At 49.1% G+C, this 13,088-nt stretch carries 10 protein-coding genes; 2 read left to right on the top strand and 8 right to left on the bottom strand.

Going from position 1 to position 13,088, the window contains the following annotated elements; genetic code table 11:
• Positions 1–377 precede the first annotated feature (377 nt).
• On the top strand, positions 378–1,385 hold the full coding sequence (locus NSS95_RS01530; protein ID WP_017550628.1) for a glycosyltransferase family 2 protein: 1,008 nt from the start codon (positions 378–380) through the stop codon (positions 1,383–1,385).
• Between the two features lie 274 nt (positions 1,386–1,659).
• Here NSS95_RS01530 and NSS95_RS01525 read toward each other — a convergent pair whose 3' ends face one another.
• The 4 genes from NSS95_RS01525 to NSS95_RS01510 form a co-directional block, all read right to left on the bottom strand.
• Positions 1,660–2,961 carry a CitMHS family transporter gene (locus NSS95_RS01525; protein ID WP_035182639.1) on the bottom strand — a complete coding sequence of 434 codons (1,302 nt, stop codon included), beginning with the start codon at positions 2,959–2,961 and terminating at the stop codon, positions 1,660–1,662.
• Between the two features lie 317 nt (positions 2,962–3,278).
• Positions 3,279–3,959, bottom strand: a complete 681-nt coding sequence (locus tag NSS95_RS01520) for a response regulator (RefSeq protein ID WP_017550630.1) — start codon at positions 3,957–3,959, stop codon at positions 3,279–3,281.
• A complete protein-coding gene (locus tag NSS95_RS01515; RefSeq protein ID WP_340713732.1) occupies positions 3,956–5,557 on the bottom strand; it encodes a sensor histidine kinase in 1,602 nt (533 codons plus the stop codon). The genes NSS95_RS01520 and NSS95_RS01515 overlap by 4 nt, the downstream gene beginning before the upstream one ends.
• A gap of 163 nt (positions 5,558–5,720) precedes the next feature.
• Positions 5,721–6,974: an ammonium transporter gene (locus tag NSS95_RS01510; RefSeq protein WP_013858247.1), complete on the bottom strand. Its 1,254-nt coding sequence runs from the start codon at positions 6,972–6,974 to the stop codon at positions 5,721–5,723.
• 277 nt (positions 6,975–7,251) lie between these two features.
• On the opposite strand from NSS95_RS01510, the gene NSS95_RS01505 reads away from it, so the two are divergent.
• Positions 7,252–8,409, top strand: coding sequence for an iron-containing alcohol dehydrogenase (locus NSS95_RS01505; protein ID WP_017553719.1), 1,158 nt, complete (start codon positions 7,252–7,254; stop codon positions 8,407–8,409).
• A gap of 191 nt (positions 8,410–8,600) precedes the next feature.
• Here NSS95_RS01505 and NSS95_RS01500 read toward each other — a convergent pair whose 3' ends face one another.
• The 4 genes from NSS95_RS01500 to preA all read right to left on the bottom strand — a co-directional run bounded on the left by NSS95_RS01500 (position 8,601) and on the right by preA (position 13,087).
• Positions 8,601–10,004 carry an amino acid permease gene (locus NSS95_RS01500; RefSeq protein WP_328229375.1) on the bottom strand — a complete coding sequence of 468 codons (1,404 nt, stop codon included), beginning with the start codon at positions 10,002–10,004 and terminating at the stop codon, positions 8,601–8,603.
• Between the two features lie 171 nt (positions 10,005–10,175).
• On the bottom strand, positions 10,176–10,364 hold the full coding sequence (locus NSS95_RS01495) for a hypothetical protein (protein ID WP_014096299.1): 189 nt from the start codon (positions 10,362–10,364) through the stop codon (positions 10,176–10,178).
• A gap of 12 nt (positions 10,365–10,376) precedes the next feature.
• Positions 10,377–11,792, bottom strand: a complete 1,416-nt coding sequence (hydA, locus tag NSS95_RS01490) for a dihydropyrimidinase (protein ID WP_328229376.1) — start codon at positions 11,790–11,792, stop codon at positions 10,377–10,379.
• Between the two features lie 14 nt (positions 11,793–11,806).
• Positions 11,807–13,087 carry an NAD-dependent dihydropyrimidine dehydrogenase subunit PreA gene (gene preA / locus NSS95_RS01485; protein ID WP_014096301.1) on the bottom strand — a complete coding sequence of 427 codons (1,281 nt, stop codon included), beginning with the start codon at positions 13,085–13,087 and terminating at the stop codon, positions 11,807–11,809.
• Position 13,088: the final 1 nt, after the last annotated feature.

The raw sequence follows: 13,088 nt of genomic DNA, 5'->3' as shown, positions 1-13,088 counted from the left end.
GCCGGGAAAAGCGCGGCACCACAAGCCAATAAATTTGACAATGGCATGAGGAGATGCTATAATTAAAATGGTAAAATATATATCCCCTATTCATTGCACTCCGCATCTTAGTATACCACGTTTCCACCTGATTTTCCAATGTCTGGTCTGTTCTCTTTTGCCATTCCATGTTTTTTTCCGTTCTGTTGCCTACCACAAAAAGTAGTACTCATGCCAAATGGGTGCTCGGGGTTGATGTAAAAACTTAAGTTATTTTATAGAGAAGACCGCATAATCTCTCATCTTGCCATTCTTTTTCTTCATTTCCCTTTTTCAAGCATAAAGTGATGCACGCTGGCAAAACCTATCCGTAATACTGTTTGTTGGAGGTTGCTAACGTGGAAAATCCAGTACTGACCATTGTCGTTCCCTGTTACAACGAAGAAGCTGTTTTATACGAAACGGAACGCCAGCTGACGGAAATGGTGTATTCCTTGATGAACGAAGGCCTGATCAGCCCGAAAAGCAGTATTTTGTTTGTCGATGACGGCAGCCGTGACCAGACATGGACGATGATCGAGGAAATTGTAAGGAAAAACCGGCTTGTCAAAGGATTGAAGCTTTCGCGCAATTTCGGGCACCAAAAAGCGCTGCTTGCCGGGCTCGAAACAGCAAAAGAAGAGGCTGACTGTGTCATTTCCATCGATGCTGATTTGCAGGATGACATCTCGGTTATGCGCGAATTTCTATTGAAGTTTCACGACGGCTGTGACATTGTGTACGGCGTGCGGAAAAAGCGGGAGAAAGATACCTTTTTTAAAAGAGCGACTGCCCAGGGGTATTACCGGGCAATGAAAAAACTCGGCGTTGATCTCGTATACAATCATGCGGATTACCGGCTGATGAGTAAGCGTGCGCTGGAGGAGCTTTCCCGCTTCCCTGAGCAAAATTTATTTTTGCGCGGTGTGGTGCCGTTAATCGGCTTGCAAACGGCCGAAGTGCTTTACGACCGGAAAGAACGGGCAGCCGGCGAGAGCAAGTATCCGCTCAAAAAAATGCTGGCGTTTGCCTTTGACGGCCTTACTTCTTTTAGTGTGGTGCCGATTCACTTTATTACCCTTGTCGGTTTGTTTACTTTTTTATCAAGCACCATCGCCGGCTTGTATGCACTTTTTGTAAAAATTTCCGGCCATGCGGATGACGGCTGGGCTTCGATTATCATCTCCATTTGGTTTTTAGGCGGCTTTATGTTAATGAGTATGGGGTTAATCGGCGAGTATATTGGTAAAATTTACCAGGAAACAAAAAGGCGTCCGCGCTACACGATTGCGCAGGATGCACAGCAGGAGACAATCAGCCAGCAATTGTTGCGGACACAGCAGGATTCGGCAAAAAGGATTAATTGACAAGCCTGTTGTCGCTTTTTACGTCGTATCAGAAGCGGTGGTTGGCTTGTTCCACCCCGCCGCTTCCTTCTATCTCGCTTTTTTGGGAAGCCGTGTTTTCGTATGCGGCAAAGCACCTCGGTGAACGCGTAAACACGGGCTTCTTTTCTTTCAGGTCATTTTACGAAAAGAGCCGCGAAAACCACAGACCAGCCTGTAAGGACCGGAACGAAACCTAGGCTCCCTCAAGTGCAAAAAAGCGAAAGGCACACATCATCCTTTCGCTTTTCCTGCTTCAAAATGGAATCACGCCAATCACCAATGCCACAATGATCATAACGAGTGCCGATACGCACGCCCATTTTAAGAAAGCACGCTGCAAATCACCAAACTCGGCACCGACCATGCCGACCAGCAGATAGGTGGATGGGACGAGCGGGCTCAGCAAATGGACCGGAAGCCCGAGCAATGATGCCCTGCCAATTGCCTCCGCGCTAATGCCGTACGCTGCCGCTGCCTTTGCAACGAGCGGGAGAACGCCGTAATAAAATGCATCATTGGACATGAAAAAGGTAAACGGTGCACTGATGACTGCCGTGATGACAGCAAAATGCGGGCCCCAGGCTGCTGGAACGTGGGTAATCAATGTGTTTGCCATTGCATCAACCATTTTTGTCCCGGACAAAATGCCTGTAAAAATCCCGGCTGCAAAAATCATTCCCACAACCGACATCGCATTTCCGGCATAGGCTGCAACCCTTTCTTTCTGGACATCCATATTCGGATAGTTGACCATCGCCGCAATGGCAAAACCGAGCATAAACAAAACCGCTGTCGGCAGGACTTCCATAATGAGCCCAACAAGCAGCGCAATCGTCAAAAGGCCGTTGAACCAAATGAGTTTCGGGCGCTTTAATTCATTCCCCTCACCGACTGCAACTGCTGCAGCCTGTTCCAAAATTGCTTCATTTTCTGAGCTGATGATCCCCAGCCGTTTTCTTTCTTTACGCCCGAGATAAAAAGCAAGGAGAAAGACAAATAGCAAGCCGCCGATCATAGACGGAATCACCGGCGTGAATAGATCTGACGTCTCGAGGCCGAGCGCACTCATTGCCCTAGCTGTCGGGCCTCCCCATGGCAGCAGGTTCATCACGCCCGATCCGGAAACGGCAATGCCCGCAAGCACGAGCGGTTTCATGCCGATCCGCTGGTAAAGCGGCAGCATCGCGGATATGGTAATCATATAGGTGGTCGTGCCGTCCCCGTCAAGCGATACCAAAACGGCTAAAACCGCTGTCCCGATCGCAATTTTGAGCGGATCCCCTTTTACGAGTTTTAATATTTGCGAGATCACCGGGTCAAATAACCCCGCGTCGATCATGAGTCCAAAATAAAGAATGGCAAATAAAATCATAATGCCGGTCGGCGCAACGCTTGTAACCCCGTCGATCGCCATCTTCCCGATTCCTTTCCAAAACCCGCCGATAACCGCAAAAATGATCGGCACCAACATCAACGCAATCATGGCGGACAAACGTTTCGTCATGATCAAAAACATGAAAACAATAATCATCAAAAAACCCATGAATGCCAACAAAACAGCCACCCCTTCGTTCGTTTCTTTCAGTTTACCCAACGAAGCAACTATTGTAAGCGTTTTCAACATTATTGATATAAAATCCATTTTGATTATTTTGTTTATTTTGTTCACGAACAGAAAAGGGGGAAGGGTGTAAAAGCAACATGTGCCCAGTACTCGCTAACGAAGCCCGGCCGATCTAATGGTCGGTGAGCCTCGTGCAAGAGCAACACGTACCCAGTACTCCCCAGTATCCCGTCACGGTCCCAACACTTATGGAAAACCCGATTTCCATTTTTTGTAACCCTCGTTTTCACAACCTGCCGTACAGGCGTTTAAACAAGGTAATATTTCCGCTCCGGCCTGCCGACGATGCCGTATTCGACTTCTGCCCTGCACGTCCGGATTGAAACCAGGTATTCCAAATAGCGGCGGGCGGTTGTCCGGGAGGCGCCGATTTTTTCGGCGACCTGTTCGGCGGACTGCCCCTGGTCCGGAATCAGCACTGCTTTTACTTTGCTCAGCGTAATCGCATCAATTCCTTTCGGCAGCTCCGTTTCCTGCGTCCCCGCTTCCCGGCGTGGCGACCCGAACAGCGAATCAACCCAGGCCTGATCCACCGTACCCGCTGTTTCCAGGAGGCGCTTTTTATCCAGATACTTTTCGACCGTCTCCTTAAACTGCTTAAGCGAAACCGGCTTGATTAAATAATGTTCCACCCCATAATGAAGCGCCTTTTCGATAAAATCCTTTTCCACAGCGGCTGTAATCATCATAATGTCGAGATGCGGCGACAACGCCCGCAGGTCAGGAAGCAGATCAACACCGATCCGGTCGGGAAAATATACATCCAGAAGCAAAAAATCCGGAGACTTTTCCTCTACAAGCGCCAGTGTTTCTTTTGCATTCAAGGCTTTGCCAACCACTTCGAAACAAGGGAACTCCGCCAGAAACTTTTCATGGACAAGCGCCACACGGAAATCATCCTCGGCGATCACCGCTTTTATTGTTTTCAACTGTTGACACCCTCCCTTTTCGGCAAATAAACCGTAAAAACCGTTCCTTCCCCGGGGTGGCTGTGGACTTCAATAAAACCTCCAAGTTCAGACACAGCATGAGCGGCATTGGATAAGCCAAACCCTCTGTTCGCTTCTTTTGCTTTTGTTGTAAAACCCCTTTCAAATATATGCCCGAGGACCGCTTCTTCCATGCCAGGTCCGTTATCGCTGATTTCAAATACAATGTCATCCCCCATATCTGTCGCAAAAAACAAGACGGCCGGGTGATCGGTTTTTCCCGCTGCTTCAAAAGCATTGTCGAGCAGATTGCCAAGCATGACAATCAGCCGCATCACATCGATTTGCTTTGGCAACCTTTCTAAAGAACTGTTCGGATCAATATCAAAATGAATCTTTTTTTCGGATGCTTTGCCGAGTTTGCCGAGCAAAACCGCCTGGACTTTCATGTCTTTTATCTTCTCAAAAACACGGGCGTGCTGGTTTTTCAAAGATGCCGTCTCTTCCCTGATAAATTCAATTGCGTCTTCATAAGCCCCAAGCTGCAACAGCCCGGAAAGGACATGCAGCTTATTTGCGTATTCATGGGACTGGGCCCGCAAATCTTCCGAGTATTGGCGGACTTCGCTCAATGTATTGGCCATTCGTTCAATTTCCGAACGGTCGCGAAAAGAAGCAACCGCCCCCTGCACTTTCCCTCGTTCATTCAGAATCGGAGTACTGTTTACAATGAGCGTCCGGTCTTTCCATACCATTTCCCGGTCCTTTTGCGGCTTGCCGGATTTTAACACGGCGTAAAAAATGGAAGCCGGTATCAGCCTGTCAATCTTTGTACGCCTGACTGATCCGCCAATATGCAGCATTTTTTTCGCCGGCTGGTTCATGGTGGTGACAAACCCTTCCCGGTCCACAGCAATAATCCCTTCTTTGACCGCATGTAAAATGGCCCGCTTTTCTTTGTAAAGCGAGGCAATTTCGAACGGTTCAAGCCCCATTGTGTCTTTGCGGATATCCCGGGCAAGCAGCACGCTTCCGATGATGGCCCCGAAAAAAGCGAGCAGTGCGACTCCGGCAACTTTCATCATGTGGATGTTGGTCTGCCGGTTCACATCGCTCAGCATAAATCCGACCGATACGATGCCAATAATGTTTCCGCTCCGGTCGCGTACCGGTGTTTTCCCTCTTAATGACGGGCCAAGCGATCCTTTTGCGCTTGAAATATAGGATTCCCCTTTCAAAATGGCCCGTTCATTATCACCGCCAACCATCTTTTTGCCAATCCGGCCCGGGAGCGGATGGGAGTAGCGGATTCCTTCCCTGTTGCCGACAACGATAAACTCGGCGCCGGTTTCTTTGCAGATTTTTTCCGCAAGCGGCTGGATCGTGTCGGACGGATCCTTGCTTTGGAAAGCGTCCACGACATCCGGCATTGCCGCCACCGTTTTGGCAATATTTAACGCCAGGCGCCCTTCCTGTTGTTCGATTCGGCGCTGCTCCAGCATCATAAAATAACCGGAAAGCGCGCCGATGATCAAAAAAGACAGGAGCAGCACAAGCCCAAGTATTTTTGTCTGCAATGAAACTTTCCTTTTGCGCATCCCCATCCCCCGCCAAACAGGATTTATCTCCATTTTACATGATTTTTGGAAATGTTGCGGCAAAAAAGGAATGATGCACTGAAACGGGTGCCCTGCCCAAGCAAATTAAAAGCCGCCGGGAATGTCCCGGCAGCTGGAAAAAAGCGGATATGCCCGCCCTCTATTATTTTGCTGCAGCCTGTTCGTAAACCCCCTCTTCGTACGGCTGTCCATAAGCATGTTCGCCGTGCAACGTGATATCAAGGCCTCTTTTTTCCGCTTCTTCATCAACGCGGATCGGCATAAACAATTGGATCGCTTTGATGATAATAAAGGAGGCAATGCCGACGAAAATATAGGTGGACACAATGGCGACGAGCTGCTTCCAGACGAGCGACGGATCGCCGTAGAACAAGCCGTTCGCGCCGGCGGAGTTGACCGCTTTGGAGGCGAACAGGCCGGTTGCAATGCCGCCCCATGTGCCGCCGATACCGTGAATGCCGAATGCATCCAGCGTATCATCATAGCCGAGTTTCGATTTCAAATACGTGACGCCCCAGAAGCAGACGATGCCGCCAACCAGGCCGATCAAAATCGATGCCATTGGTGTTACAAACCCGGCTGCCGGTGTGATCGCTACGAGCCCTGCAATGCCGCCCGAGATCGCACCTGACAATGTCGGCTTTTTATTGACAATCCATTCCACCGCGGCCCAGCCGATTAACCCGCAAGCCGCCGCTGTATTGGTATTGATGAAAGCATACATGGCAACTTCGTTTAACGATAAGGCACTTCCGACGTTAAATCCGAACCACCCGAGCCAAAGGAGGCTGCCGCCGATCAGGACAAGCATTAAGTTATGCCGCCCGGTTTCGGATTCTTTCCGTTTGCCGAGTACAAGCGCGAGGATGAGGGCCGCCACGCCGGAAGAAATATGAACCACATTGCCGCCTGCAAAATCGAGTGCGCCAAGGTTGCGGATCCAGCCGCCGACGCCCCATACCCAGTGGGCAACAGGCGCATATACGAGCACGCACCATAAGGAAATGAAAATCAAGTATGCCGAAAACCGCATCCGCCCGACAAAACCGCCTGAAATAATGGCAATGGTTAAAACCGCAAACGTCATTTGGAACATCATGAATAAGTTATGCGGAATCGTCGCGCTGTAATCTGCATTCGGTTTAAAGGTGACATCGTGCAGCCCCGCCCAGCTTAAATCGCCGAGAATCGCGTTGCCGCCGGTTGAAAATGCCAGCGAGTAACCAACAAGAATCCATAATACCGATACAATGCCAAGCGAACCGAAGCTGTACATCGCGGTGCTTAGAACGTTTTTGCTTTTCACCATCCCCCCGTAAAACAACGCAATCGCAGGTGTCATAACCCAAACAAGCGCCGTCGATACAAACATAAAGACCGAATCTGCAGGAACCATTTGCCTCTTCCTTTCTGATGTTAGATTTTATAACGTATCTTTGTTATATAAATTATCATATGTGATGTCAGCCATTTTTTCAATACTTTTTCGTTAATTTTTTTAAAATTTTTATGTTTCTTGTCAGGTTTTCTTACAAACCTGTCAGAATGCGCTTTCAGTGTACAAATCATTACAGATGGGGGCTGTTTTCCTCATGCAAGCTTTTAAAATGATTGGTACATCCTAAAATGTGGTACAATCTGTCTGTAAAACTCCAAAGAAAGAAGGGAATTGAATGAACCCGTTTACGTTTTATAACCCGACTGAACTGATTTTCGGAAAAGGGCAGCTCGAAAAGCTTAATGAAAAAATTGACCAGCTTGGCAAACGGATTTTGCTTGTATATGGCGGCGGCAGCATCAAACGTTCCGGCTTGTACGATAAATTGCAGGCGATTTTTGAGAAAAAAGCCTGCCATGTGCGCGAACTTGCGGGTGTTGAACCGAATCCGCGCCTGTCCACTGTTAAAAAAGGCATCTCCCTGATCCGCGAAAATGAACTCGACTGGATTCTTGCTGTCGGCGGCGGCAGCGTCATCGACTGCTCGAAAGCAATCGCAGGCGGCGCCCTGTATGACGGCGATGTATGGGATTTTTACGAAAGAAAGGCAAAAGTGGAAAAAGCGCTTCCGCTTGGCACTGTGCTGACGCTGGCTGCGACGGGTTCAGAGATGAACAAAGGCTCCGTTATTACGAACTGGGAAACACAGCAAAAACACGGAGCGAGCATGACTTTCCCGGTGTTCTCGATTTTAGACCCGGAAAATACGTTTACCGTGCCGCGCAACCAGACTGTTTACGGCATTTCAGATACGCTCTCGCACGTATTTGAGCAATATTTTTCGCATACAACAGAAATTCCGTTGCAAACCGGCTTTGCGGAAACGATTATGAAAACCGTGATCGAAAATGCGCGCAAAGTGCTGCAAAACCTTGAGGACTATGATGCACGCGCAAACTTAATGCTGAGTTCCACTTTTGCGCTTAACGGCCTGCTTGCGGCCGGCGTGGAAACCGACTGGGCAACGCACTCGATTGAACATGCCGTCAGCGCTGTTTACGATATCCCGCACGGCGGCGGGCTTGCGATCATCTTCCCGAACTGGATGAAGTATGTATATAAAGAAAATATCCCACGTTTCAAACGGTTTGCCGTTGAAGTATGGGGTGTGGATCCTGAAGGAAAAACGGACGAAGAAACGGCTCTCGCCGGCATTGATGCAGTCCGTGCTTTCTTTAACGAAATCGGCGCGCCAAGCCGGCTTGCAGATTACAATATCGGCGATGACAAGCTCGGCGTCGTGGCGGAAAAAGCTCTGCCATTCGGCCCAATCGGCAACTTTCAAAAACTGGGCAAAGAAGATGTGCGGGAGATTTTGAGAATGAGCTTGTAATAAGAAAAGGATGTCCTATATAGGGACATCCTTTTCTTATTGACGGGGCCTGCGAAATGAGGGGTTATCATCTTTAAAATACTCGCACCCCACTTCCGAATCAGCAGAAATTCCGGACAAAGCGGCGGCCCGTTAGAAACCGACCAAGCAAAGGAGCCCAGTCAGGAAGCAGCCTTCCCAACGGGTTGCAGTTACTCCAGCACTTCTTTATATACTTTATTTTCCCGCATCAAAACCGGGTACAAAACCAGGCCGATAACAAACAGCCCGATGCCGAGGAAGAATGTTTTTAAATCGGCAGTGCCGGTGATGATGACCCATATCGAATAAACCAGCGCAATGCCGGTAATGATGCCGTCCGTTGTGCGCGCGCCAAGAGACGTATAAGTTTCCCCGGCTGCCACCAGCTTCAACTGGTAAATAACCGATACAAGATACGGGATCAAATACGCCAGTGTTGCCACAACAATGGCAAAATCATATGCTTCCGAAATGGTGTCCGATACAGTGGAAAATAAAAAGATTTGCGTCATCATATTCGTTACCAATAACGAACGGGACGGCGATCCTTTTCTGTTCGTTTTCCCGAAAAAGGCCGGAAAAAGACCGGCCTTTGCCGCCTGGTACGGCACTTCGGAGCTGACAATAATCCAGCCTACCGTGGAACCGAACAAGGAAATGAGCGCCAGTGCGGCTAAAATATACTGGGCGTTTGCACCGAGCACCTGGCCGAGCGCATCGACAAGCGGCTTATGCGAGACGCGCAGTTCAGCCTGGGACAAAGCGCCCATTGTCAGCAGGGTAATGCCGACATAAATCAAGATCGAGATCAAAAGGCCCAGAAGTGTTGCCTTTTTCACATCTTTTTGTGATTTGGCGCGGTTTGACAGCATCACCGCCGATTCTATCCCGATAAACGCCCACAATGTGGAGATGGCGCCGCCGTTAATTTGCCCGAAGAGAGAAACGGCGTGGCCGTCCGCATCGGTAAAAGCTTTCGCATTGCCGAAGTTCGCGGCATCGAATGCAAAAACGGTAATGACGATAAACATCATAAAGCCGAGCACTTTTGTGACCGTCGCCACAAGATTCATTTTTCCGCCGCTGTTAAAGCTATGCGACAGGATCCATTGAATCCCCCATAGCATCACTGTACACACGGCAAATGTCAAAAATTTCCCGTCCTCCATTTGGAAAGATCCGAGCGAAAACAAGATTTTCGTGCTTTGCATAATCGGGAAAAATGTCGTTAAATAACCCGCAAACGAAATAATGACGGAAGCCGTTGCCGCCCAGTTGGCTGCCCAGTAGCCCCATGCCATGCTGTAGCCGGCGACCCGGCCGGCCTGCTTCGATTTAAAAAGCGACTGTGCGTAGCTTTGCGGCCCTGCTTTCAGTTCCGGTTTCCGGATGGCCAGGTTTCCGAACACGAGCGCAATCATCAAAACGCCAAAGCCGGTCAGAACCCATGCAAGTGTTGAACCGAGCGCCCCGGCCTTATTTGCGAGATTGGCCGGCAGCATGAAGACCCCGCCGCCTACCATATTGCCAACAACGAACGTGGTTAAAGTCCAAAGTCCCCATTTTTTATTCATATATGTTCACCCTTTGTGTTGGTTTGGTTTCGCTTCATTTTATGTCATTATTTTAACGCGTTTCTTTAGTTTGGTAAAGTGGTAAATTAGTAATTCGTTAAAATAAATTTTGGAATAGATTTCCTAGAAATGGGAAACCCGATTGCATAAAGCAATCGGGTTTCTGATGGATCAAATTTTTAATGGAAAATACTTTCTTCCTTCCGTGGTCACGATCTGCCGCACTGAGCATCGGTTTTCTTTCGTAAAGGTGACCAGAGAACCGTTCAAGTCCTCTTCTACCGCTGTAATCCGAAATCCGCAATCCAGCAGACGGTCAATCTCCGCTTTTTCTTTCAGGAATAAAATGGATTCGCGCATCATTTTTTCCTTTTACACTGTGGCTGCTGTCGGGGACTGCAGAGCACCCTGGTTAAATTTTTTGCGTTTCAAATATTTCCCACTTCCCGGCTGGCCAATAAATTTTTTGTCTTTGATGACAAAATTGCCACGGCATAAAACAGAGATTGGCTCTCCTGTGATTTCCATGCCTTCAAACGCGCTGTAATCCACGTTCATATGATGGGTTTTTGCAGAAATTACGCGCTTTACTTCCGGATCAAAAATAACGAGATCTGCGTCCGCCCCGACAGCTATTGTTCCTTTTTCCGGGAACAGGCCGAACAGTTTCGCCGGTTGGGTGGAAACAATGTCCACAAACTGGTTCAAGGATAAGATCCCCTTTTTCACGCCTTCTGAAAAAAAAATACTGAACCGGTCTTCGATAAACGGGCCGCCGTTCGGGATTTTAGAAAAGTCATTGCGTCCGAGCTGTTTTTTTCCGTTAAAGTTAAAAGAGCATTGATCCGAGCCAAGGGTTTGCAAAATGCCGGCCTTTAAAGCGTCAAACAACACTTTCTGGTGATGCTTTTCGCGGAGCGGCGGCGACCAGACGTATTTGGCACCTTCAAAATCCGGTTTTTCCAAATAAGACTGGTCAAGGACAAGGTATTGCGGGCATGTTTCTCCCCATACTTTGTATCCTTTGGCGCGTGCTTCGGCGATTTGCTTGACGGCTTCGGCACAGGTGACATGGACGACATACAGCTGGGAATCCGCCATGTGGGCCAGCTCGATTGCCCGGTGTGTCGCTTCCCCTTCCGCTTCGGAAGGCCTGGTTAAAGCATGGTAAATCGGTTCCGTGTGTCCCTCTGCAAGCGCCTTTGTAACCAGTTCGTCAATGACGCTTCCATTTTCGCAGTGGACCATTACGAGCGCGCCTGCTTCTTTTGCGGCTTTAAATGCGCGGAACAGGGTGCGGTCGTCAGCTTGGAATTCTTTTGCGTATGCCATAAAAACTTTCAGCGAGGTGATTCCTTCTTTTTCCAGCAAGAGTGGCAATTCTTCCAGCACCTTTTCATCCAGATTGGCAAGCATCAAGTGGAAACCATAATCAATGGCAGCTTTGCCCTCCGCTTTGCCATGCCAGCGCGCAACGGCTTTTTCCAACGTATCATCCCCTGTTGTAAGGCAGAAATCAATGATCGTGGTGGTGCCGCCGAATGCTGCGGCAATTGTGCCGGTTTCCCAGTCATCATCGGTTACCGTATTGTTGAACGGCATGTCTAGGTGTGTATGCGGATCGACCCCGCCCGGAAAAATATAAGCCCCCTTTGCATCTATGATTTCTGCATCATCTACTGTGAGATTGCGTCCTATTTCTGTAATTTTCTCCCCATCAACCAGCAAATCAGCTTCATAAGTGTCCGCTGCGGTTACAACAATTCCATTTTTAATAAGTTTTTTCATGTATTTCCCTCCATTTAACTGATTGTGATTTCGTCGGCTTCAAGACCGGATATTTTTCGCTGACGTTCATTCCAGGTAAGCGGCATTTCCCCTCGTAACGGTATCATTGTGATGGCGCCGTCCGACGGGCAGACAAGCGAGCAAAGATTGCAGCCGACGCAGTCTTCTTCGCGCACCCTTAAAATGCTTTTTCCGGAAGTATCCACCAGCCTGTCAATACACTGGTGAGCCGTATCTTCACAGGCGATATAGCATTTATTGCAATGAATGCAATGCTCCTCGTTAATGCGGGCGACTGTCCTGTAATTAAGGTCGAGTTCTCCCCAGTTTTTGTATTTCGGTACGGATTTTCCAATAAGGTCCGAAGCTGATTGCAACCCTTTTTCATCCAAATAATGGTTCAATCCGTCAATCATATCCTCTACGATTGAGAATCCGTGGTGCATGACGGCCGTGCAAACTTGGACATTGGAGGCGCCCATCAGCATAAATTCAGCTGCGTCTTTCCAGGTGGCGATCCCTCCGATTCCGGAAATCGGGACGGGGATGTCAGGGTCGCGGGCACATTCTGCCACCATACTTAATGCGATCGGCTTCACGGCCGGGCCGCAGTAGCCGCCGTGTGTGCCAAGGCCTGCTACGTGGGGGACGGTCTGCCAGGTATCGAGATCCACCCCCATCAGGCTGTTAATTGTATTGATCATACTGACGGCATCGGCTCCACCCTGTACAGCAGCGAAGGCAGTGGCTGTAATATCCGTTATATTCGGAGTCAGTTTTACAATCACCGGGGTTTTTGCGGCTTCCTTGACCCAGTAAGTCTGCTGTTCAACCAGCTGCGGGACCTGGCCGGATGCCGCACCCATCCCGCGCTCCGCCATGCCGTGCGGGCAGCCAAAATTTAATTCGAGTCCATCAACACCGGCATCCTCCACCCTTTTGACAATTTCATGCCATTTTTCCCGTTTTGGCTCCACCATCACCGAGGCAATAATTGCTCGATCAGAAAATTTCTTTTTCGTTTCAGTAATTTCTTTCAGGTTTACATCCAGCGGCCGGTCTGTAATCAGTTCAATATTATTGAAACCGGCCATTCTTCTTCCGCTATAGGAAAGTGCGGCGAACCGGGACGTGACATTTAAAATCGGATCGCCGAGCGTTTTCCAAACCACCCCGCCCCATCCGGCTTCAAATGCACGCTGTACCTGGTAGCCGGAATTGGTCGGCGGCGCCGATGCCAGCCAGAAAGGATTGGGCGAACGGATGCCGGTAATCTCAACGTTTAAATTTGCCAAA

The organism is Weizmannia sp. FSL K6-3076 (assembly GCF_038007245.1).
Taxonomy (GTDB): domain Bacteria; phylum Bacillota; class Bacilli; order Bacillales; family Bacillaceae_C; genus Weizmannia; species Weizmannia faecalis.
The sequence above is the reverse complement of the archived record's forward strand: the minus strand, read 5'-3'. Positions and strand labels throughout refer to the sequence as shown.